The 23,968-nt window shown below is 41.0% G+C and carries 21 protein-coding genes; 14 read left to right on the forward strand and 7 right to left on the reverse strand.

Translation table 11 applies throughout. The annotated features are described in order from the left end of the window. Positions 1–86: 86 nt before the first annotated feature. On the reverse strand, positions 87–1,157 hold the full coding sequence (locus ABMY41_RS00900; RefSeq protein WP_054561563.1) for a DUF3083 family protein: 1,071 nt from the start codon (positions 1,155–1,157) through the stop codon (positions 87–89). A 228-nt stretch (positions 1,158–1,385) separates the two neighbouring features. Here ABMY41_RS00900 and glnS point away from each other — a divergent pair, with 228 nt between their 5' ends. Next, on the forward strand, positions 1,386–3,053 hold the full coding sequence (gene glnS, locus ABMY41_RS00905) for a glutamine--tRNA ligase (protein WP_251599260.1): 1,668 nt from the start codon (positions 1,386–1,388) through the stop codon (positions 3,051–3,053). Between the two features lie 86 nt (positions 3,054–3,139). Here glnS and ABMY41_RS00910 read toward each other — a convergent pair whose 3' ends face one another. After that, positions 3,140–5,551 carry a TonB-dependent receptor gene (locus tag ABMY41_RS00910; protein WP_349273949.1) on the reverse strand — a complete coding sequence of 804 codons (2,412 nt, stop codon included), beginning with the start codon at positions 5,549–5,551 and terminating at the stop codon, positions 3,140–3,142. A gap of 154 nt (positions 5,552–5,705) precedes the next feature. Between ABMY41_RS00910 and ABMY41_RS00915 the strand changes: the two genes are divergently transcribed. Continuing rightward, positions 5,706–6,233, forward strand: a complete 528-nt coding sequence (locus tag ABMY41_RS00915) for a YaeQ family protein (RefSeq protein WP_349273939.1) — start codon at positions 5,706–5,708, stop codon at positions 6,231–6,233. On the opposite strand, the gene yfaE is transcribed toward ABMY41_RS00915, so the two are convergent. The 5 genes from yfaE to ubiG all read right to left on the reverse strand — a co-directional run bounded on the left by yfaE (position 6,230) and on the right by ubiG (position 11,765). Then, the gene (yfaE, locus tag ABMY41_RS00920) at positions 6,230–6,502 is read right to left on the reverse strand and encodes a class I ribonucleotide reductase maintenance protein YfaE (protein WP_175078369.1); all 273 of its coding nucleotides are present in this window, start codon (positions 6,500–6,502) and stop codon (positions 6,230–6,232) included. The two genes, ABMY41_RS00915 and yfaE, sit on opposite strands and share 4 nt — an antisense overlap. Continuing rightward, positions 6,502–7,632, reverse strand: coding sequence for a class Ia ribonucleoside-diphosphate reductase subunit beta (nrdB, locus tag ABMY41_RS00925; RefSeq protein WP_054551358.1), 1,131 nt, complete (start codon positions 7,630–7,632; stop codon positions 6,502–6,504). The genes yfaE and nrdB overlap by 1 nt, the downstream gene beginning before the upstream one ends. Before the next feature lie 70 nt (positions 7,633–7,702). Continuing rightward, complete coding sequence (gene nrdA, locus ABMY41_RS00930; protein WP_289096567.1) at positions 7,703–9,988, reverse strand: class 1a ribonucleoside-diphosphate reductase subunit alpha; 2,286 nt, start codon at positions 9,986–9,988, stop codon at positions 7,703–7,705. 392 nt (positions 9,989–10,380) lie between these two features. Continuing rightward, complete coding sequence (locus ABMY41_RS00935; RefSeq protein WP_287242946.1) at positions 10,381–11,055, reverse strand: HAD-IA family hydrolase; 675 nt, start codon at positions 11,053–11,055, stop codon at positions 10,381–10,383. Next, positions 11,055–11,765 (reverse strand): bifunctional 2-polyprenyl-6-hydroxyphenol methylase/3-demethylubiquinol 3-O-methyltransferase UbiG, encoded by a 711-nt coding sequence (gene ubiG / locus ABMY41_RS00940; protein ID WP_058585083.1) that lies wholly within the window; start codon positions 11,763–11,765, stop codon positions 11,055–11,057. The genes ABMY41_RS00935 and ubiG overlap by 1 nt, the downstream gene beginning before the upstream one ends. A gap of 176 nt (positions 11,766–11,941) precedes the next feature. Between ubiG and gyrA the strand changes: the two genes are divergently transcribed. The 12 genes from gyrA to ABMY41_RS01000 form a co-directional block, all read left to right on the forward strand. Next, entirely contained in the window at positions 11,942–14,638 is a 2,697-nt protein-coding gene (gyrA, locus tag ABMY41_RS00945; RefSeq protein WP_349273941.1) for a DNA topoisomerase (ATP-hydrolyzing) subunit A, read from the forward strand. A 69-nt stretch (positions 14,639–14,707) separates the two neighbouring features. Further along, positions 14,708–15,796 carry a 3-phosphoserine/phosphohydroxythreonine transaminase gene (gene serC, locus ABMY41_RS00950; protein ID WP_054561553.1) on the forward strand — a complete coding sequence of 363 codons (1,089 nt, stop codon included), beginning with the start codon at positions 14,708–14,710 and terminating at the stop codon, positions 15,794–15,796. Between the two features lie 2 nt (positions 15,797–15,798). Further along, complete coding sequence (gene aroA / locus ABMY41_RS00955) at positions 15,799–17,079, forward strand: 3-phosphoshikimate 1-carboxyvinyltransferase (protein ID WP_251599243.1); 1,281 nt, start codon at positions 15,799–15,801, stop codon at positions 17,077–17,079. 104 nt (positions 17,080–17,183) lie between these two features. Beyond that, positions 17,184–17,891 carry a (d)CMP kinase gene (cmk, locus tag ABMY41_RS00960; RefSeq protein ID WP_175078364.1) on the forward strand — a complete coding sequence of 236 codons (708 nt, stop codon included), beginning with the start codon at positions 17,184–17,186 and terminating at the stop codon, positions 17,889–17,891. A 98-nt stretch (positions 17,892–17,989) separates the two neighbouring features. Next, positions 17,990–19,657, forward strand: coding sequence for a 30S ribosomal protein S1 (gene rpsA, locus ABMY41_RS00965; protein WP_054551350.1), 1,668 nt, complete (start codon positions 17,990–17,992; stop codon positions 19,655–19,657). A gap of 65 nt (positions 19,658–19,722) precedes the next feature. Next, the gene (gene ihfB / locus ABMY41_RS00970) at positions 19,723–20,010 is read left to right on the forward strand and encodes an integration host factor subunit beta (RefSeq protein WP_036968575.1); all 288 of its coding nucleotides are present in this window, start codon (positions 19,723–19,725) and stop codon (positions 20,008–20,010) included. A gap of 20 nt (positions 20,011–20,030) precedes the next feature. After that, positions 20,031–20,312, forward strand: coding sequence for a LapA family protein (locus tag ABMY41_RS00975; RefSeq protein ID WP_054551349.1), 282 nt, complete (start codon positions 20,031–20,033; stop codon positions 20,310–20,312). Between the two features lie 2 nt (positions 20,313–20,314). After that, a complete protein-coding gene (gene lapB / locus ABMY41_RS00980) occupies positions 20,315–21,451 on the forward strand; it encodes a lipopolysaccharide assembly protein LapB (protein ID WP_058585078.1) in 1,137 nt (378 codons plus the stop codon). 32 nt (positions 21,452–21,483) lie between these two features. Then, entirely contained in the window at positions 21,484–22,188 is a 705-nt protein-coding gene (pyrF, locus tag ABMY41_RS00985) for an orotidine-5'-phosphate decarboxylase (RefSeq protein WP_063705476.1), read from the forward strand. A gap of 374 nt (positions 22,189–22,562) precedes the next feature. Next, positions 22,563–22,796, forward strand: a complete 234-nt coding sequence (locus ABMY41_RS00990; RefSeq protein ID WP_349273943.1) for a hypothetical protein — start codon at positions 22,563–22,565, stop codon at positions 22,794–22,796. 248 nt (positions 22,797–23,044) lie between these two features. Beyond that, positions 23,045–23,368: a hypothetical protein gene (locus tag ABMY41_RS00995; RefSeq protein ID WP_063705468.1), complete on the forward strand. Its 324-nt coding sequence runs from the start codon at positions 23,045–23,047 to the stop codon at positions 23,366–23,368. A gap of 281 nt (positions 23,369–23,649) precedes the next feature. After that, a partial coding sequence (locus tag ABMY41_RS01000) for a transposase (RefSeq protein ID WP_253036278.1) occupies positions 23,650–23,968 on the forward strand: 319 nt, incomplete at its 3' end.

Here is a 23,968-nt window from a genome sequence, read left to right on the forward strand (position 1 = left end):
GACTGCCATTCTTGCAAAGTAACGCCTTGATATTAAGCACCTGTGAAACGCTGAATTCTGCATCTTGAGGGGGCTTGGGTATACTCTTAATATTGATAGTTAATGTGCTGATAAAAACGCACGCGTAAATCTTGGCGAGTTGGATTAAATGCCAGCTCGTCGGTAACTTCATTTATCGCACTTTGCACTTGATTCATAAACTTACCATAACCAATGTCATGCTTGTCTTTATCAGCTGCGGCAATCACAAAATGTAGCGAATCCACAAGTTGATCTGCATCCCAATACTGTTGTAATTGCACCTGCTCAGAGCTGCAATCAAAGGTTAGTTTTTGCAGTTCGCTGTTACTTTGTGCGTTATCAATATTGCTATTACGAACAATAGGGCGGGTACCGTTAGCGATAAAAGCGCCGAGTGTTAATCCGCGTTTATCACATGCTCGTTTGAATGCATCAAAGATATATTGATAAAACTGCGTATAATTTTCTTCGTTCAACATATGCTGGAATTGCGTTTTAATGGCGCGAGTTACTGGAATCGAAAACCCAGCGTATGTCATCTCACTGTGTTCATTTGGTAAATGACATTGGCGAGACTGGTAACGTGGATACAAGCTACGTAATTTATAGCCATAGCTTTCTTTGTGACCTTTTGCTTTAGCAAATAAATCATAAGTTAGATGTTGGTGGTCACGAATTTTAAGAGGTGGTTGGCCGCTTAGTAGTTTTTCTTGTAGTGAGTTGATCACTCTTTGCACATTATGATGAAAACTAGCCGCATGAGCGCGAATATCTTCACCGGTCGCTAAGAATAATAAACGAATTTTTTTGCATTTTTGCTCACCATCAGCAAATACATTATGTGCTTCATGGTATTGTGGGTTATAGAAAAACAAAATTTGCTTAGCGGTTTCTAAGCTATATGCCTCATCATGGTAACGAACCACTGGCAGTTTATCGTTGGCGATTAGGTGTACATTATGTAATTCATACTCATCACATAGTGCAAATAACTCCCTTGCAAGACGCTTATAAGCACAGCTCACATTGGTGAACTGGGCAAAAAACTCATCAGTAGGTTTAAATTCAACTAACACATACTGGTTTGCACGTGCTGAGCTTGGAATATAGACTCGATGTTGATTGAGCGAAGCCATCTTTTTTCCTTATTGGTAGTGAAACTGACGGCACTATATCGCTAGTCAATGATCATTTTATTGCGTTAGAACAATTTTTTTACCGATTTTGTCGAGTCTGTGAACTATGTATTTAACAATCGACGTAATATCTTCAATAAACATGATGCAACCACTGTATGTTAGGGTTTGTTTTTGTAATAATGCATTAGTTTTGTCACCATGCAATATTCAGAGGATTATGCTCCTATGGCGGAAATTGAGAATCGCCCAAGTAACTTTATTAGAACGCGTATCGACGAAGATCTAGCAAGCGGTAAGCATGCGACTACACACACGCGTTTTCCACCAGAACCAAACGGTTTTTTACACATTGGTCATGCAAAGTCTATTTGTTTGAATTTTGGTATCGCCCAAGATTATCAAGGTCTTTGTAACTTACGTTTTGATGATACGAACCCAGAAAAAGAAGACATCAACTACGTAAATTCGATTAAAGAAGATGTGCAGTGGTTAGGTTTCCAGTGGGATGGTGAAATTAAGTATTCATCTAACTATTTCGATGCCTTATACGGCTATGCTGTTGAGCTTATCGAAAAAGGCCTAGCGTATGTGTGTTTCTTATCGCCAGATCAAGCCCGTGAATACCGTGGTACTTTAAAAGAGCCAGGTAAAAATAGCCCATATCGTGATACGCCAGTTGAAGAAAACCTAGCGCTATTTGAAAAAATGCGTAATGGTGAATTCAAAGAAGGTGAGTGTGTACTGCGTGCTAAAATCGATATGGCAAGCTCATTCATGGTACTGCGTGATCCGATTATTTACCGTGTTCGTTTTGCTCATCACCACCAAACAGGTGACAAGTGGTGCATTTACCCAATGTACGACTTCACACACTGTATTTCAGATGCGCTAGAAGGTATTACACATTCATTATGTACGCTTGAGTTCCAAGATAACCGTCGCTTATACGATTGGGTATTAGATAACATCAGCCTTGAGTGTCATCCGCAACAAATCGAGTTCTCACGATTAAATCTTGAGTACACCATTATGTCTAAGCGTAAATTAAACGACTTAGTGGTAAATGGACATGTTGAAGGCTGGGACGACCCACGTATGCCAACGATTGCTGGTTTACGTCGTCGTGGTTATACACCTGCATCAGTACGTGAGTTCTGTTCTCGTATCGGTATCACTAAACAAGAGAACATGGTTGAAATGGGTATGCTAGAAGCCTGTATCCGTGAAGACCTAAATGAGCATGCACCTCGTGCAATGGCTGTTCTTGATCCTGTGAAGGTTGTTATCGAAAACTATGACGCAGATAAAGTAGAGACGTTATCTGTTGCTAATCACCCGAATAAAGAAGAGATGGGTCGCCGTGACGTACCTTTCACTCGTGAACTTTATATCGAGCGTGAAGACTTCCGTGAAGAAGCAAACAATAAGTTTAAGCGTTTAGTTCTTGATAAAGAAGTACGTTTACGTGGTGCGTATGTAATTAAAGCTGAGCGCGTTGAAAAAGACGAAAACGGCGAAATTACGACTATTTTCTGCTCTTACGATCCTGAAACTCTGGGTAAAAATCCAAGTGATGGCCGTAAGGTTAAAGGTGTTATTCACTGGGTATCAGCAAGTGAATCTATCACAGCTGAAGTTCGTTTATACGACCGTTTATTTAATGTACCAAACCCAGCTGCAGCAGAAGACTTTAACGCAACACTAAACCCTGAATCACTTGTGGTTCTTGAAAATGCGAAAGTTGAGCCGTCACTGGCAAATGCACAAGCAGAGCAGGGCTTCCAGTTTGAGCGTACAGGTTACTTCTGTCGTGATAGCAAAGCAGAAACATTAGTATTCAATCAAACTGTGGGTCTTCGTGATTCATGGGCTAAGATTGAACAAAAGGGCTAATAGCTAATTTTATTTAGTTTCTAAGCTTAATAAAAAACCCTTTCACTTTAAAAGTGAAAGGGTTTTTTTATCACCATTAAAAGCGATTAGAAATAACCGCGAATACCCAAGCTGAAATTACGACCAGGTAGTGGCGCTTTTTCTTTAATGAATGAGCTGTGTACGAAACCAAGTTCATCGGTTAAGTTGTCAACATTAATGTAAAGCTGTGTATCAACAGGACCTAAGTCAAGTTGGTAGTTAGCTGATGCATCAAACAGGGTATAACCGTCAGTTTTTGTCTCGTAAGCAGTAATGTCAGACTGCTCAAAATAATGAGTACCGGTTAGGCTAAACTTCCAATCAGACACTGTGTACTGTAATTCAGAACCCAGTTTATTAGCAGGGATACGAGGTAAGTAACCTTCATCATCTTTTAGCTTAGCCGTTGTTGAATCACCAAACACTTTAACTAGCGCACTTGGCGTCACTTGATAGTGTACGTCAAATTCAATACCGTATAATTTCGCATCTTTACTTGTGAATTGGTAAACCGCCATTGCATCTTCACCTGCATCAGCTGCTGATTCTAAGCCATGCTCTTCATCAAAAACTAAACCGGTATTTTGCTGGTAGTAATAGTTTTCAATGTCGTTATAGAAGAAGTTAACTGTGTAACCAAAGTCACCAATAAAGCGGCGGAAACTTAAGTCAAAGTTCGTTGCAGTTTCTTGCTCGATATCTTCTGGCTCAAAATGAATTTCGCCGTCTTCAATATGATAACCAAGGCCTAGCTCATAAGTACCTGTTGCAATATGAACACCGTTTGATAGTAATTCAGCACTTAGTGGCGCACGTTCTGAACGAGATACACTCAAAGCAACACTTTGGCCTTCTTGATATTGCCAAATTGCACCAGCAGATAAGCTTAGATTTGTGAAATCTTCACTATAGTTAATGATTTCAGCTTCTTCTTCGTCATGGTGCTCTTCTTCCTCTTCATGATCGTGATCATGATGGTGCTCAGCCATGCTTACAGCAGAGTCGATTTGGTAATCTTCAAGGCGTGCACCTAGCTCAACGGTCACATCACCAAACTGGCGCTCTTCAAGAACGAATAATGCGTTTGTTTTAGTAACACTTGCTGGCGTAAAGGCTTCTTCACCATCTGCATCATAGTCAGACTCAGTGTAGTGAAAACCAGCCATACCGTGCCAAAGGCCTAACTTGTGCTCAACGGTTGCACGTGCTTCGGTTGTTTTGTTTGTAAACACTGTGCCCACTGCACCATCTTCAATTTCAGCGTGTTTGTAGTCAGTGTAGCCAACGCGTAGTGAGATATTTTCAATCCAGTTATCATGAAGTGCATAGCTCATGTAACCTTGCCAGCGGTCTTGCTCTAGCTGCGCAAATACTGATTCTTCGTGCTCTTCTTCCACTTCATGTTCGTCATGATCTTCCTCTTCATGATGATGATGCTCATGAGCAGGAATACCGTAATCTGTTTCGATGCGGCCGTATGACACACCTAGCGTCAGGTGATCGCCCACGTAACTAGTACCGAAGTTAACTGTTTGGCTATCGATAAAGGTGTTTTCTACGCTGTTAGCTGTTTCGTGTTCTTCATGCTCTTCACCTTCATGCTCCTCGTGCTCTTCATGTTCCTCAGGAAGCTCAAAGTTAGGCGTGTCATAATCGTGACCTTTGCGCTTTGTTCCATCGAAATGGAAGTTGAAACCATCACTACCGGTTTCAAGTTTTGCAGCATAGGTGTTGGTATTTGATACTGTATCGTGTGTGTATTGTGCAGCACCGGTTAAAGACTCGATGTTATCGGTAGGAATACGGTTATCAACAACGTTCACCACACCACCGATAGCGCCAGAGCCATAAAGTAGGGTAGCAGGGCCGCGAAGTACTTCGATTTGCTCTGCTGCTAGGCTGTCATTTGATGTTGCGTGGTCAGGGCCAATACGTGATGCATCACTGCTATCAAGGCCATTTTGGGTGATCTTCACACGCGGACCATCTAAACCACGAATTATTGGGCTTGATGAAACTGGGCCAAAGTAGCTAGCATTAACGCCCGGTAAACCTTTTAGTGTTTCACCTAATGTCGGTTTTGCTTTGTCTTTTAACTCATCACCGGCTAAAACATTCACAGGCGAAATCATTTCAAGACTATTTTTATGAAGTGCTGATGCATAAACAACAACAGTTTCAACTGATGTTGCTGTAAGCGTAACCACAACATTTTGGTCTTCGCCATTAATAGCAACACGCTTATCGATGAAATTGTTTTTACTGATGTGAAGCTGACCTTTATTGTCTACATCAATTTTAAACTGACCTTGTTTGTCAGTGACAACGCTTTGTGATTTGCCGTGTACATGTATTTCAGCATTGCTGATAGGTTGTTGGTTTTTATCTAATACTTGACCTGTGATCACAGCAGCCATTGTTGATTGAGAAAACAGCGCAGCGGCAACAGCACTAGAAAGAATTGAAACTTGTTTCATCATTACTACTTCTAAGTTTGTTGTTGAGTGTGGTGATATAATATAACACTGCAATTTTTTAACTGCAATAACGTTATACTATAACTTTACCTTAAGTCGCGATTTTAACACCATACACTATACTTAGACTGTTACACTGAGATGGCCAAATCTTATGTCTGATAAAAATAGGGTATTCAAAGCAAATTTTACCATTGCTGATTTAAGAGAGCATCGTAATCACAAAGATGTGTTTACCACTGCTTGTGACCGTCGTGAAAGCTATCAACACTTTGTACTTAAGCTTTTAAGTTATTGCTTATTTTCACACAACGAAACAGCCATATTGAATGCAAGGTTCAGTCATGCTGAACCAGATGTGTCAATAAAAGCACTTGATGACCATTATCAAACATGGCTTACTGTTGACCAACCTGATATTTTACAGCTCAACAAAATCGCTAAGCGGGTTGATGAGCTATGGGTCGTGACAACCTTAAATAACGATTGGCTTAAAGAAAATGAACACCAGTTGGAACTTATCAATAATGGTCATTTAATTGCGTTTGATAACAATTTTATTGAGGAATTAGCGAGTCATCTAACTAAAAACTTACAGTGGGATGTTACGATTGATCAGCAAATGGTGAGTGTGTCAGATAAAGAAAATTTCTACCAAACCAGTGAGCTTATTTGGCATTAAAGCTCAATTTTTACTTTCCCATTGGGTTTACTACAACACAGCAATACTTCGCCATCTCTAACAAAAGCAAGTGGCTCTTGATTGTAGCTCACATCACCTTCGACTAATTTTGCACGGCAAGCGCCACAATAACCTTCACGGCATTGGTAGGGGACATCTATTTTGTTTTGTTCTAGGCATTCAAGGAGAGATGAACAGCCAGAATCAAATTCAAGATTCTGGCTGTCTGTTCCTGCAAGGATAACCTCTGCAGTGGTGTTTGAGCTCATTACAGGTCGAAGTCACCAAAGTCAGATGCATCAACTTGAGAGTCAATTTGACCAACAAGGTAAGAGCTGATTTCAGCTTCTTGTGGAGCAACTTGAACATTGTCTGATACTAACCAAGAGTTGATCCACGGAATAGGGTTACTCTTACTTTCGAACTGTGCAGGTAGGCCTACTGCAGTCATACGTGCATTAGTGATGTATTCAACGTATTGGCATAAGATATCTTTGTTAAGACCAATCATAGAACCATCTTTGAACAGGTATTCTGCCCAATCTTTTTCTTGTTCTGCTGCTTCAACAAACATCTGAATTGCTTCTTCACGACATTGTGCTGCAACGATTGCCATTTCTGGGTCGTCTTTACCTTCTTGCATAATGTTCAAGATGTGCTGTGTACCAGATAAGTGTAACGCTTCATCACGGGCGATTAGCTTGATGATTTTTGCATTACCTTCCATTAATTCACGCTCAGCGAAAGCAAATGAACAAGCAAAGCTTACATAGAAACGAATCGCTTCTAGGATGTTAACCGACATCATTGCTAGGTAAAGTTGCTTTTTAAGGTCAAATAAGCTGACTTTAACTTCTTCACCATTGATCACATGTTTACCTTCACCGTATAGGTTGTAAACAGAAATCATGTTTATTAAATCATCGTAATACTTAGTTACCGCATCAGCACGCTCACTGATTTTCTCGTTGCTTACGATATCGTCAAAGATAAGTTCAGGAGATTGCGTAACGTTACGAATAATGTGTGTGTATGAACGGCTGTGAATGGTTTCACTAAATGCCCATGTTTCAATCCAAGTTTCTAGCTCAGGAATAGACACAATAGGTAGTAACGCAACGTTAGGTGAACGACCTTGCACACTATCAAGTAGCGTTTGATATTTTAAGTTGCTTAAAAAGATGTGCTTTTCGTGCTCTGGTAACGCTTGGAAGTCAAGACGGTCTTTACTTACATCAACTTCTTCAGGACGCCAAAAGAACGAAAGTTGCTTTTCAATTAGCTTTTCGAAGATAGGGTACTTTTGTTGGTCGTAACGTGACACGTTTACCGTTTGGCCGAAAAACATCGGTTCTTGTAATTGGTTATTATGATTTCGGCTAAAAGTTGTATATGACATAGTGATTTCTCAAAAAACAGTCAGGACAAAGCGGGCTAATGAGCCCGCTTTTGTTATGTTATTAATTTAATTAGATTTTACAAGCGCCGCCTGCACAACCGTCATCTTCTACCTCTGGCGTTAACTCATCTTGAGAGTCTGATGCACCATCACGTGTGTTGTGATAGTACAGGGTTTTAACACCAAGTTTGTACGCAGTCAGTAGGTCTTTTAATAGCACCCTCATAGGTACTTTACCGCCTTCGTACTTAGATGGATCATAGTTAGTGTTTGCAGAGATCGTTTGGTCAACGAATTTTTGCATAATACCAACAAGTTGTAGATAACCATCGTTTGAAGGAATATCCCACAGTAGCTCGTAGTTATCTTTCAGATTTTCATAATCTGGCACTACTTGCTTTAAGATACCATCTTTACTTGCTTTAACGCTGATATGACCACGTGGTGGCTCAATACCATTTGTTGCGTTAGAGATTTGCGATGATGTCTCTGAAGGCATAAGGGCAGATAGCGTTGAGTTACGCATACCGTGCTCTTTAATGCTTTCGCGTAATGAATCCCAATCTAAGTGAAGCGGCTCTTCACAGAACTGATCTAGGTCACGTTTGTAAGTATCTGTTGGCATAATGCCTTGAGAATACGTTGTCTCGTTAAATTTAGGACACGCACCACGTTCTTTCGCTAACTCATTTGATGCTTTCATTAGGTAATATTGAATTGCTTCAAATGTTTTGTGAGTTAGGGCATTTGCGCTGCCATCTGAGTAACGCTTACCATTTTTCGCTAAGTAGTACGCGTAGTTAATAACACCAATACCTAGCGTACGACGACCCATGGTCGCGTTTTTAGCCGCAGGAACTGGGTAGTCTTGGAAATCAAGTAAGTTATCAAGGGCACGTACTGCAAGTTCAGCAAGCTCTTCTAATTCGTCAAGTGATTCAATTGCACCTAAGTTAAACGCCGACAGCGTACAAAGTGCAATTTCACCTTCTTCGTCCATTACATTGCTAAGTGGCTTAGTTGGTAATGCAATTTCTAAACATAAGTTAGATTGACGAATTGGCGCCACAGTCGAGATGAACGGGCTGTGCGTATTACAGTGGTCAACGTTTTGTAAGTAGATACGACCTGTGCTCGCACGCTCTTGTGCAAACATTGAGAATAACTCAATCGCCTTAATACGTTTTTTACGAATTGACTCGTCTTGCTCGTATTTGATGTATAGCTCATCAAACTTCGCTTGATCTTCAAAGAACGCATCGTATAGACCTGGTACATCTGAAGGGCTAAATAATGTGATGTAATCGTCTTTAATTAAACGGCTATACATTAATTTATTGAACTGCACACCGTAGTCAAGGTGACGTACACGGTTATCATCAACACCACGGTTGTTCTTAAGAACAAGTAGGTTTTCAACTTCTAAGTGCCAAAGCGGGTAGAACAACGTTGCTGCGCCGCCACGAACACCACCTTGTGAACAGCTCTTAACCGCTGTTTGGAAGTGCTTATAAAACGGAATACAACCTGTGTGGTACGCTTCGCCGTTACGAATAGGGCTACCAAGCGCACGGATGCGACCGGCATTAATACCAATACCCGCACGTTGTGAAACGTATTTAACAATCGCAGACGATGTTGCATTAATAGAATCTAGGCTATCACCACATTCAATAAGTACACATGAGCTGAACTGACGTGTAGGGGTACGTACACCAGCCATGATAGGTGTAGGTAATGAAATTTTGAATGTAGATACTGCATCATAAAAACGCTTGATGTAATCAAGGCGTGTCTCTTTTGGATAATCAGAGAATAAGCTTGCAGCCACTAAGATATATAAAAACTGTGCACTTTCGTAGATTTCACCAGTAACACGGTTTTGAACTAAATACTTACCTTCAAGTTGCTTTACAGCAGCATAGCTGAAGTTTAAGTCACGGTTGTGATCAATGTAAGCATCTAACTCGTCAATTTCTTGCTCGGTATAGTCAACAAGTAGGTGTTGATCATAACGCTTGTCTTCAACTAATTTCGTGATGTGATCGTATAAGCGTGGTGGCTCAAATTGACCGTACGCTTTTTTACGTAAATGGAATACAGCTAAGCGAGCAGCTAGGTATTGGTAATCAGGCGTATCTTTAGAGATCTGATCAGCTGCAGCTTTGATGATTGTTTCATGAATGTCATCGGTACGAATGCCGTCATAAAATTGAATATGTGATTTTAATTCAACTTGTGAGACAGACACATTCTCTAGACCTTCTGCGGCCCAAGCGATTACGCGATGGATCTTATCTAGATCAAGTGACTCTTTACGGCCGTCACGTTTGCTTACAGATAGCTGTTGGTTCATAGTTTTGCCTGTATTCCTTGGGAAATTATAGTTGTAAAGACAAAGGTATTCTTTATGTAATTATTATTATTAAACGCCAGGGTGATCTAATTGAATAACATTTAGCCACAATATCTGGTGTTGTTTAAATTGCAGATCACAAGATAGTGTGGTCTGCGCTGTTTTGCAAGGGATAGAATTGCCCCATTTTGTGGATAACTATTGGATAAACGCATTGTGTTAGTGACCATTAACCTTTGAACATTCATAGACGACGAAATTTGTAGAAATCAACAAAAGATCCAGAAAATTTACCGTTTTTAAAAATAAATTTTGACTGATTTTTTTATCATCAATGAATGCTCAAAAGTAAATCAAATCACAATATATGGTGTTTCAGTTATCAAATAACACTATATATGGTTAAAACCATCAATCGGCGTTTGCCAATTGAAATCCGCTTGCCAGCCAAGTGCGGCATCTACACTGGGTATATAACCCCATAACGCTGTTGCGCTGTACATATTGGCCGCTTTTGCAGCTTGAATATCACGTTCAGCATCACCGATATACAAACAACGGCTCGGATCAACGTCTAAGATCTCAGCGGTGTGTAATAGTGGATCCGGTGATGGTTTTGACACAGCTAATGTATCGCCACTCACAACCGCTTTTGCATCACGCAAAGAGGGAATAGCTTGCACTAAGGGCTCAGTTAAAAAGCCGGGCTTATTAGTCATAATGCCCCACTTAATATTGTTTTGCTCAAGTGCAATTAAAAGCTGTTCTATGCCGTTGAAGCATTTACTGTGCACAGCAATATCTTCGGCGTAGTAGTTAAGAAGCTGCTGGCGCAAGGCGAGTTGTTCAAGTTCAGGCCATTTATCACCAAAGCCCACTTCTAATAATGCATTTGCACCGTTAGAAGCAGCAGGGCGATAAACATGCTCAGCAACAGGCGCCACATTGGCATCTGCTAATACTCGGTTTAATGCACCACCTAAGTCATCTGCGGTATCGAGTAGTGTGCCATCTAAATCAAAGATAAATGCATCAAAATCGATAGAGGGTGCTTGCACACCACTCATCAGGCTAGTTTCTCAAAGTGCAGGATGTAATTAACACTTACATCATCATTTAAGCTGTACTGCTTAGAAAACGGGTTATAGTGAAGGCCAGTACTAGCGCGTACTTTTAATCCCGCTTCTTCTGCCCATGCAATAAGCTGTGCAGGTTTGATAAACTTTTTATGGTCATGAGTACCTTCTGGCACCATCTTTAAAAGCTTTTCAGCACCGACAATAGCAAACAAGTAGGCTTTTGGTGTTTTATTTAATGTTGAAAAGAAGACATCAGCGCCCGGTTTAGCAAGCTCAGCGACAGCACGAATAATTGAAGCAGGGTCTGGAACATGCTCAAGCATTTCCATACAAGTCACTACATCAAAGCGAGCAGGGTGCTCAGCAGCAAATTGCTCTGCTGGTACTTTTATATAATCAACAGGTACGCCTGTTTCTAAACTATGTAACTTAGCAACGGTGAGTGGCTCTTGACCCATATCGATGCCGGTTACTTTAGCGCCCATACGCGCCATACTTTCACTTAAGATGCCGCCACCACAGCCAACATCTAAGGTTTCCTTATCAAATAAGCCGCCTACTTTATCAGCGACAAAATCCAAACGTAGAGGATTTATTTCATGAAGGGGTTTGAACTCTCCGTCGCGGTCCCACCAACGTTCTGCGATGGCTTCAAACTTTGCAATTTCTGCATTATCTACATTTTGATGCTCGGTCATAAAAAACTTCCTCGTTAATCTGAGGCCATTATATAGGGGGAAATTAATAAATCGCAAAGATTTAGCGCCTGTAAATCTAAATAAATTGTGATAGCATGGTCTGGAAATAATAACTAAAGCTCTTAAGACGGCGGTTTGCCTCTTAATGAGTCAATACTGAAGGAATGTGAAATCAAATGACTGATCTCGCCAATGAAATTCTGCCAGTCAATATTGAAGATGAATTAAAAAACTCCTACCTTGATTACGCGATGAGTGTAATCGTAGGACGTGCATTGCCAGACGTACGTGACGGCTTAAAGCCAGTTCACCGCCGCGTTCTATTTGCAATGAACGAACTCAATAATGATTGGAATAAACCTTACAAGAAATCAGCACGTGTTGTTGGTGATGTAATCGGTAAGTACCACCCACATGGCGACAGCGCGGTATATGACACCATCGTTCGTATGGCGCAGCCTTTCTCATTACGCTACATGCTTGTTGACGGCCAAGGTAACTTTGGTTCTGTTGACGGTGACTCTGCGGCAGCAATGCGTTATACGGAAGTCCGTATGGCGAAAATGTCACATGAATTATTAGCTGATTTAGAAAAAGAAACGGTTGATTACGTACCGAACTACGACGGTACTGAGCAAATTCCTGACGTATTACCTACTAAAGTACCTAACTTATTAGTAAATGGTTCTTCGGGTATCGCGGTTGGTATGGCGACGAACATTCCACCTCATAACTTAACAGAAGTTATCAATGGTTGTTTAGCGCTTATTCAAAACCCTGATATGTCAATTGCTGACCTTATTGAATATATCCCAGGTCCAGATTTCCCGACTGCGGCGATTATCAATGGTAAAAAAGGCATTGAGCAAGCGTACTTAACCGGTCGTGGTAAAGTATATATCCGTGCTCGCGCTGAAATCGAAGTTGACGAAAAAACCGGTCGTGAAACAATCATCGTTCACGAAATCCCTTATCAAGTTAACAAAGCACGCCTAATCGAAAAGATCGCAGAGCTTGTTAAAGATAAGAAGATTGAAGGTATTAGTGCACTACGTGATGAATCAGATAAAGACGGTATGCGTATCGTTATCGAAATCAAACGTGGTGATGTTGGTGAAGTAATCTTAAACAACCTATATGCACAAACTCAGTTACAAACTGTGTTTGGTATGAACATGGTTGCACTTGATAACAACCAACCTAAGTGTTTCAACTTAAAGGAAATGCTTGAAGCGTTTATCGTACACCGCCGTGAAGTTGTTACACGTCGTACAGTATTCGATTTACGTAAAGCCCGTGACCGTGCTCACACGCTTGAAGGCTTAGCGATTGCCCTTGCGAATATCGACCCAATTATCGAACTTATTCGTAAGTCACCAACACCAGCAGAAGCAAAAGCGGCACTAACAGCACGTCCTTGGGAACTAGGCACTGTTAAAACAATGCTTGAAAAAGCAGGTGAAGATAACGTAGCACGTCCTGATTGGTTAGCGGCTGATTTAGGTATCCGTGACGGTCAGTACTATTTATCTGAGCAACAAGCACAAGCAATTCTAGACCTACGTTTACACAAACTAACGGGTCTTGAGCATGAGAAGATCTTAGACGAGTACCAAAACTTACTTGATCTAATTGCTGAGCTTTTACATATTCTTTCAAGCCCAGAGCGTCTAATGGAAGTTATCCGCGACGAGCTAGTAGAAATTAAAGAGCAATATGGTGACGAACGTCGTACTGAAATCAGTGCAGCTGCTCACGATATTAGCCTTGAAGACCTAATCAATGAAGAAGACGTTGTCGTAACGCTTTCTCATGAAGGTTACGTTAAGTATCAACCATTATCGGATTACGAAGCACAGCGTCGTGGTGGTAAAGGTAAATCAGCAACGAAGATGAAAGATGAAGACTTCATCGAACGTCTATTAGTTGCTAACACACACGATACAATCCTGTGCTTCTCAACAGCAGGTCGCCTATACTGGTTGAAAGTATATCAGTTACCATTAGCAAGCCGTGCAGCGCGTGGTAAGCCAATTGTTAACTTATTACCACTTGAAGCTGATGAGCGTATTACTGCTATCTTACCAGTACGTGAGTACGAAGAAGATAAATACATCTTCATGGCAACTGCGTTTGGTACAGTTAAGAAAACACCACTTACAGCATACAGCCGTCAACGTGCGAGCGGTATCATCGCTGTTAACCTAAATGAAGGCGATAGCCTAATTGGTGTTGATATCACTGATGGCACGAATGAAATCATGCTATTCACTGATGCTGGTAAAGTTGTTCGCTTTAAAGAAGCAGAAGAGTCAGCAGTTGTTGATGAAAACGGTAACCCAGTTCTAGATGAAAATGGTAACCCAGAAATCCGCTTCAAAGGTGTACGTCCAATGGGTCGTACAGCAACAGGTGTTCGTGGTATTAAGATGGCTGACGACCAACGTGTTGTGTCGTTAATCGTACCTAAGTCAGATGGCGCAATCTTAACTGTGACAGAAAACGGTTATGGTAAGCGTACTGCACTTGAAGATTACCCATCGAAGAGCCGTGCAACACAAGGTGTTGTATCAATCAAAGTAAGCGAGCGTAATGGCGCTGTGGTTGGTGCAGTACAAGTTGACGAAAACGACGAAATCATGATCATCTCTAATCGCGGTACACTTGTACGTACGCGTGTAAACGAGGTTTCTACGGTTGGTCGTAATACTCAGGGCGTTATTTTGATACGAACTATTGACGAAGAGCAAGTAGTTGGTTTACAACGTATCGAAGAAATCGAAGTTGATGAGCTAGAAGCCATCGAAGGCGAGGCCGTTGAAGTAGTCGATACAAATACTGAAGAAACGGGTGATAACCCACCTTCAGAATAACATTGATTTAAAAAGCGGCTTCGGCCGCTTTTTTTATCCGCACTATAATTACTGGAATGAGGCAAAGTAATGACTAAGTATAATTTTTGTGCAGGACCGGCAATGCTACCGCCGGCAGTTATGCAAAAAGCACAAAAAGAATTTATAGATTGGCAAGGTTTAGGTGTCTCTGTGATGGAAATTAGCCATCGCAGCAGCGACTTTTTAGCGCTTACCACTAAATGTGAAGCAAGCCTGCGTCGTTTAATGAATATTAGCGATGAGTTTGAAGTGTTATTTATGCACGGCGGTGGCCGTGGTCAATTCAGTGCTGTACCACTGAACCTTCACCTTGATGATAAGCCAGCTGTGTACTGTGAAAACGGTGTATGGTCTAAAGGGGCTACTTCAGAAGCGGCAAAATTCACTGCAGTTGAAAGCATCAATGTACGTGATGATGAGCAGCAAAATGGCCAGTTCTCTATTAAACCAGCAAGCAGCTGGGAATTACCTGCTGATGCGTCTTACATTCACTATTGTCCGAATGAAACCGTAGATGGCATTGAAATTTTTGACGTACCATCACACCCATCAGCACCTATTGTGGCTGATATGTCATCGACTATTTTATCGCGCGAGTTTGACGTAAATCAGTTTGATCTTATTTACGCTGGCGCACAAAAGAATATTGGCCCATCTGGTTTATCGATTGTTATTGTTCGCAAAACGCTTCTTGAGCGTGAAGGTCTTGCAAAGCCAGGTATTCTTGATTACGCCTTAGAAGCAAAACAAGGCAGCATGTATAACACCCCACCGACATTTGCGTGGTACTTAGCTGCTGAAGTATTTGAATGGCTTGAAGCAAATGGCGGCGTTAAAGCGATGGAAGAACAAAACATCGCAAAAGCAGAACTTCTTTACAGCTACATTGATAGCTCAGATTTTTACAGCAACAAAGTTGCTAAGCATTGCCGTTCGCGAATGAACGTACCATTTTGGCTAAACGACGAATCACTGAATGATAAATTCATTAGTGAATCAAAAGAAGCAGGCTTATTAGCCCTTGAAGGTCACCGTATTGTCGGTGGTATGCGCGCAAGCATTTATAATGCGATGCCACTTGAAGGTGTTCAAGCCTTGGTTAATTTTATGGAAAAATTCGCCAAGGAGAACAGCTAATTATGGAACAGCTTCGTCTTGAACCGATTACAAAGGTAAATGGTAGTGTGACACTACCAGGCTCAAAAAGCTTATCAAACCGTATCTTACTGCTTGCTGCTCTTGCAGAGGGCACAACGGTTGTTGAAAACCTACTAGACAGTGATGACATTCGTCACATGTTAGGTGCATTAAATCTTTTAGGCGTAAATGTATCGCTTAATGAAGATAAAACAGTGGCCACCGTAGAGGGGGTTGCGGGTAAATTTAAAACCCCAAGCGAGCCTTTATTTTTAGGTAATGCCGGTACTGCTTATCGTCCACTGACAGCGGTTTTAGCTGCTGTAGATGGCGAGTACCAGCTGGTCGGCGAGCCTCGTATGGAAGAGCGCCCAATCGGCCATTTGGTAGATGCACTACAAGCACTCGGTGGTGATGTTGAATACCTTAAGCACAAAGATTATCCACCACTGGCCATAAAAGGCGGCAAAATCAACGGTGGTAAAGTTGCAATTGATGGCAGCATTTCTAGCCAGTTCTTAACAGCGTTACTAATGGCAGCACCATTATTTAATGGCGATACAGAAATCACCATTAAAGGCACGCTGGTATCAAAGCCTTACATTGACATTACCCTAGATGTAATGAAACGCTTTGGCGTTACTGTAAGCCATGACAATTACGAAACATTTTACGTTAAAGGCTGTCAGCAGTATCAAGCACTTGAGCGTATTATGGTAGAAGGTGATGCATCAAGCGCCTCTTATTTTGTTGCGGCGGCTGCAATAGCTGGCGGCGAAATTGAAATTAACGGGGTAGGTGCGGCATCTGTTCAAGGTGATATTGGTTTTGCCAAAGTTATGGAGCAAGTAGGCGCCAAAATCGATTGGTACGATGAAAAGCTGGTGGTTCGTAAAGGTGAGCTAAACGCGGTCGATATTGATGCCAATGCAATCCCTGATGCGGCAATGACACTCGCCACTGTTGCGCTTTTTGCTAAAGGTAAAACAGCTATTCGTAATATCTATAACTGGCGTGTAAAAGAAACAGATCGCTTATATGCCATGGCGACTGAGCTTCGTAAAGTTGGTGCAGAAGTGGTTGAAGGTGAAGATTTCATCGAAATTACACCACCAGACACATTTAACGATGTAGCGATTGATACCTATAACGATCACCGTATTGCCATGTGTTTTGCAATGGTTGCCGTTGGCGGAAAGCCGATAACCATTAACGATCCTAAGTGTACATACAAAACTTTTCCAACGTTTTTCAAAGTACTAGAGTCTGTCTCAAGTCAATAAAACAGAAGAAAATATAAAAAGTTACATTCTAAATGCGGATCTATTTCTAGAACTGGCGTATAATATCGCGGTTTTATTTTGGTGTGCATTGCAGGAGGTTATAAATGCAGGCGTTATCAATGCCCGTAATCACCATCGATGGCCCAAGTGGTTCAGGTAAAGGAACTGTTTGTCGCTTGTTAGCCGAGAAATTAGGTTGGGATGTATTAGACAGTGGAGCGATTTATCGTGTGCTGTCACTTGCAGCGCTTCATCATCAAATTGAACTAGATAATGAAGATGCGCTAGTTCCGCTAGCTGCAAACTTAGATGTACAGTTTTTGGTCGATAGCCAAACACATACTTCTAAAATTGTCTTGGAAGGCGAAGACGTCACAACCACAATTCGTAACGAAGAAGTGGGTGCTGCGGCATCAAAGATTGCTGCATTACCACGGGTGAGAGAAGCATTATTACGTCGTCAACGTGCGTTTCGTACTGAGAGCGGCTTAATTGCCGATGGTCGTGACATGGGCACAGTTGTGTTCCCAGATGCACCATTGAAGATTTATTTAACCGCATCAGCTGAAGAGCGCGCCCGTCGTCGCTTTGCTGAGTTGAACGAACGCGGTCTTGATGTTACACTAAGTGGTCTACTTGAGGACATAAAAGCTCGCGATCACCGTGATATGACGCGTGAAGTTGCGCCGCTTGTTCCTGCAGAAGACGCCATTGAGCTCGATACTAGCGAACTTAATGCAATGCAAGTGTTTGATAAAGTAGTAACTTTAATCGACGAAGCAGTACTTGCAGGAAAGCTTCCAAAAGCTTAAAAGTAATTTATTAAGGTGCCGGCAGGAAGCCAGTGCTATTTTAACAACCCCATGCAGCATGGTTGCTAATTGGTTATTTAATTATTTAGAGACGTATAATGTCAGAAAATTTTGCGCAGTTATTTGAAGAAAGCCTTAAGGGTTTTGAAGCAGAGCAAGGCTCTATCGTTAAAGGTACTGTTATCTCAATCGAGAACAACATCGTACTTGTTGATGCTGGTCTTAAATCTGAAAGTGCAATCCCTGCTGAGCAATTCAAAAATGCTGCTGGTGAACTAGAAGTTGCTGTTGGCGACGAAGTAGATGTTGCTTTAGACGCAATCGAAGACGGTTTCGGTGAAACTATCCTTTCTCGTGAGAAAGCGAAGCGTCACGAAGCGTGGATCCGCTTAGAAAAAGCATGTGAAGAGCAAGAGACTGTTACTGGTGTTATCAACGGTAAAGTTAAAGGCGGTTTCACTGTTGAAGTTGATTCAATCCGTGCCTTCCTACCTGGTTCACTTGTTGATGTTCGTCCAGTACGTGACACAACTCACCTTGAAGGTAAAGAGCTTGAGTTCAAAGTAATCAAGCTTGACCAAAAACGTAACAACGTTGTTGTTTCTCGCCGTGCAGTTATCGAATCAGAGAACTCACAAGAGCGTGAAGAACTTCTTGCTAACCTTGTTGAAGGTCAAGAAGTTAAAGGTATCGTTAAGAACCTTACAGACTACGGTGCGTTCGTTGACCTTGGTGGTGTTGACGGTCTACTACACATCACAGACATGGCGTGGAAGCGTGTTAAGCACCCTTCAGAAATCGTTAATGTTGGCGACGAAATCGCAGTTAAAGTTCTTAAATTCGACAAAGAAAAGACTCGTGTATCTCTAGGCCTTAAACAGCTTGGCGAAGATCCATGGGCAGCTATCGCTGGTCGTTACCCAGAAGGTTCTAAGCTTTCTGGTCGTGTAACTAACCTTACTGACTACGGTTGTTTCGTTGAAATCGAAGAAGGCGTAGAAGGTCTAGTACACGTTTCTGAAATGGATTGGACTAACAAGAACATCCACCCTTCAAAAGTTGTTTCACTAGGTGACACTGTTGAAGTTATGGTTCTTGAAATCGACGAAGAGCGTCGTCGTATTTCTCTTGGTCTTAAGCAATGTATTGCTAACCCATGGCAAGAATTTGCTCGTCTACAAAACAAAGGCGACCAAGTTACTGGTAAGATCAAATCAATCACTGACTTCGGTATCTTCATCGGTCTTGAAGGCGGTATTGACGGTCTTGTTCACCTTTCAGACATTTCTTGGAACACACCAGGCGAAGAAGCTGTACGTGAATTCAAGAAAGGCGACGAAATCACTGCTATCGTATTACAAGTTGACCCAGAGCGTGAGCGTATCTCTCTAGGCGTTAAACAAATCGAAGCTGACCCATTCAATAACTACCTGGACGCAAACAAAAAAGGTGCTATTGTTAAAGGTAAAGTGACTGAAGTTGATGCGAAAGGCGCAACTGTTGAGCTAATCGAAGGCGTTGAAGGTTACATCCGTGTAGCTGATATCGCTCAAGAGCGTGTTGAAGATGCTACTACTGTAGTTTCTGCAGGCGACGAAATCGAAGCGAAATACGTTGGTGTTGATCGTAAGAACCGCACTTTAAGCTTATCTGTTAAAGCTCTTTTCGAAGCAGAAGAGAAAGAAGTACTAGAGAAGCTTAAGAAAGAAGAGCCAGCGTTCGAAAACGCTATGGCTGCAGCATTCAAAAATGCTCAAAAAGACTAATATCTAGTCTTTTAAAATTGGAAGGGCAGTTTTGCCCTTCCTTTACCACTCTTTAAGGAAACGCTATGACTAAGTCAGAATTGATAGAACAACTTGCCGAGCAACACGCACACATCCCTGTGAAAGATGTTGAAAATGCCGTTAAAGAAATTCTTGAACAAATGGCCGGCTCATTATCTAGCTCAGATCGCATCGAGATCCGTGGCTTTGGAAGTTTCTCATTGCATTATCGTTCTCCTCGCACAGGTCGTAATCCAAAGACTGGCGAAACAGTTGAGTTAGACGGTAAGCACGTACCACATTTTAAACCAGGTAAAGAATTACGTGACCGCGTAAATGCGAGTATTGCCTAGTTTTATACAGGAGTAGTTACTTGTTTAGGGTATTAAAAATTGTATTAATTGCGCTGTGTTTATTTATTGCGTTTGTACTTGGTTCACAGAATCCACAATTGGTGCAAATCAATTATTTAATCGCGAGTAATACTTTGCCCTTAGCTGTTGTAATAAGTATCTGCTTTATTTTAGGTGTCGCAATTGGTTGTTTTATAAGCTTTACACTGTTTTCTCAGTTAAAGTGGCAAAATTATCGCTTAAAGAAAAAATTAGCGCCTGAAAAAAACAATAAAAAGCTTGTTGCTAATAAAGACACCTAATCATGATTGAGCTTCTGTTTTTACTTTTACCCGTTGCAGCCGGTTACGGTTGGATAATGGGTAAAAACAGCGCTAAAAACCAAGCTCATCAGCTTAATCGCCAAATTACCTCTGAATATTCCAAAGGCCTTAAATTTCTCTTAGACAGAGAAGAAGACCAAGGCTTAGAGCACCTTATTAATCTACTCGAAGTTGCCGCTGATTCTGTTGAACACTATTCAACGCTTGCAACTATGTTCCGCCGCCGTGGCGAACTTGACCGCGCCATTAAAATTCATGAGCTGTTATTAAAACATCCAAGTCTTGATGAGCAACAAGCTGCAACCAGCCGCTTAGAACTTGCTGAAGATTACATTATGGCAGGCTTGTTAGATGGTGCAGAAGAGCATTTGGTTTGGCTTGTTAAGGCAGGCTATAAAGAAGCGTTAGAGCCAATTATTAATCTTTATTCACAAACCCGTGAGTGGGAAAAGGGCATTAACATGTACGAGGCCCACAGTGAGTTGTTCACTAAACCTCAGCATGTAAAAGCGATTGCCAATTTTTACTGTGAAGCAGCCTTACAAGACAATGATACGCAAATTATGCGTAAAGCCATTAGCTTAAACCACAAAGCTATTCGCCCGTTGTATGAGCTTGGCCACAGTGCTTTCACTAAAGAAGATTATGTAAAAGCAATTTACTATTGGCGTGAGCTGATTAGTCAGTTTACGTTTTTTGCGCCAGTGTTTATTGAAGAATTAGCACTGAGCTATCAAAAACTTAATTTGACGCATCAGTTTTACGAATTGCTCAATGAACTGCTAGATAAAGGTGGTGTATTAATAAAAATAAAACACTGCCAAGCTTTACTTGAGCAAGGGCACATCGAGCAAGCAATTAAATTTTTAACGGATAGTTTAAAGCGTCATCCGACTATTCGTGGCTTTAGCTTTTTATTACAGCTACTTGCCAAACAAAACAACGATATTAAAGATGTACTCGATCAAATTGATAAGCTAGTAACGTCTTATATCGCAACCAAACCTGATTTTCAGTGCCAACACTGTGGCTTTACCAGTCATACCATTTATTGGGTATGTCCATCTTGTAAGCACTGGGAAACAATTGTTCCAAGCCGTGGCATAGACGGTTTTTAATTCATATTAGTCCATTAGTTTTTAGGAAAGTTATGTCTGTCGAAGATTCAAAAAAAGTATTAATTGCCCTTGATTATGATGATCAACAAACAGCTCTTGCGTTTGTAAAGCAATTATCGCCTGATACGTGTCGCCTTAAAGTAGGCAAAGAAATGTTCACGTATTTTGGTCCTAGCTTTGTTAAGGAACTAATCGACTTAGGTTTTGATGTATTCTTAGACCTAAAATTTCACGATATTCCAAACACAGTGGCTAAAGCTGTAACCGCAGCTGCAAAAATGGGTGTCTGGATGGTTAACGTGCATGCCTCTGGTGGCGTTGAAATGATGACTAAAGCAAAGCAAGCTTTAGAGCAGTTTGGTGATGATGCTCCATTACTGATTGCAGTAACTGTACTAACCAGTATGGATGCCGCAGAACTTACTCGTTTAGGTGTAGATAAAACACCAGAAGAACAAGTAATTTACCTAGCAAATCTTGCTAAAGAATCAGGCCTTGATGGGGTAGTGTGCTCAGCACAAGAAGCGAAAAAGCTAAAAGCAGAACTTGGCGCAGACTTTAAACTGGTTACTCCGGGTATTCGCCCAGCAGGCAGCGATGCAGGCGATCAAAAGCGCATCATGACACCAAAACAAGCCGTTGAAGATGGCAGCGACTATTTAGTTGTTGGTCGCCCAATCACCCAATCGGCAGATCCAGTTGCAACACTAAAAGAAATTAACGACTCACTAAAATAATCCTCGTTATTTTAAAATAGTCTCTAAAGAGCATTGTATGCGTGATTTTTATTGCGCTATATACAATGCTCTTTTTGTTTGTGGCAAGCTCACAACACTTAATCAGGTGAATTCCCTAGAACTCTAGCGATCAAAAAGTGTTTATTAGGATTGGCAAAATATCATATTTAATCAATTGCTAAACTGTTCTTTTCACATATATCCATGGCAATGAACGTTGCGATCAGATTACTCACTTTAATTTGACATTGATGCCTTAAAAACTTCGTGCTAGTAATCATTTAGGGGATTTGTTAAAAATATAGAAACCAGATAATTTGCGTAAAGTCTGCAAAGTATGCGCGATGAACGCACTTTTTAAATGTTAGGTGTCTATGGATAAAGTATACCTGCTAGAGCATTTGCACATAATTTCTGAAAACAATGAATGTGTAAAGACAATCGGGATTTATGCTTCTGAGCAAGAGGCAATTGCTGCTGTTGGAAGGCTAAAGAGCAACCTGGGTTTAGTGATTTTCCAAATATTAACCCCGCTGCTTGTGACGAAAGTGGTTTCTATATATCGTGTTACCCACTTGGTAAAGATTATTGGGCTGAAGGTTTCGTAATAATCGACACTTAACACATATCAACATGCTTGGATAAAGTAAGCATATCGATTCTTTTTTGCTGCTTTAAGTAGCTAATTTTTCTTTTGTTATTTTAAAAACCTGTTTATCTTTGATATATCTGTTAGCCGTTAAAGTTTTTTCGGCAAACACATATTAAGGGTCTCTTTCTTGAGTTCATTAATACTAAATATCAGAAGGTTATGTGATTCGTTAGGAATGAATTAAATTGCCTAAAATAGAAACTTATGAGTAACTGGAAACCTATCACAAAACCTCATTTAGAAGGCATAATAGAAATTGCTGAGTTCAACATGTCTTTTGTAGAAAGAAACCTGTGGAACCAAATTAAACTAAACGAGCTTGAAAAATGGACTCAGTATCCATTTGGTGAAGAGGGCAATGGCTTTTGGGTTGTCGCAATAATTGGTAAGCGATGTCTTTATTATAATGATATAGAAGACGGGTTCAACTTAAGTAACTTCGAAGTTTGGGGTGAGATTGCTGACTATTATTCTAATCAAACTGATCTTTTAAGCTTCTTACAATCTGTATTCTTTAGAGGTATTTAAAAACAAGTTAGCAAGTTAATATTAGAAGGACGAATGCGGTATGCTATGTCTCGTGCCACATTATTTTTAGTTTATAGCTGTAAAATTTTCTTCAATTATAAAATTGCTTCAGGGTTATTCGTAAGGAAAATATTAGGACATGGAAAAATTTGTACTCGCAATTTTAGTAATCCCACTGCTTATTGGGTTTGTAATTTTTTCGGCGTTGTTTCCTAAAAGTTTGAACTATCTTGCCAGCCTGTGATCAGATCATCTATATCCTACTAGCCCGTGCAACAACAATGAGCAAAATCACAAACTGGTCTCACTATAATCAAGCCCTCGTTAACCGCGGTAATATTCGCTTCTGGTTTGACGAAAAAGCAACGCGTCATTGGTATAACGAATGTACTCACGGCGGGCGTGGCCGCTCTAATCATTTCTCTGATCTTGCTATTGAAACTTGCTTAACACTCAAAGCTGTCTTTGGCTTGTCGTTCAGGGCACTACAAGGGTTCACACAATCGGTATTATCTTTGATGAAGCTTCCGCTTGAAGCCCCAACCTACAGTTGTCTGTGTAAGCGCAGTGCTGAGTTGAATATTAAATTTCGCAGTAAAG

The organism is Pseudoalteromonas sp. BZA4, from assembly GCF_040104395.1.
In the GTDB taxonomy this organism is placed as follows: Bacteria; Pseudomonadota; Gammaproteobacteria; order Enterobacterales; family Alteromonadaceae; genus Pseudoalteromonas.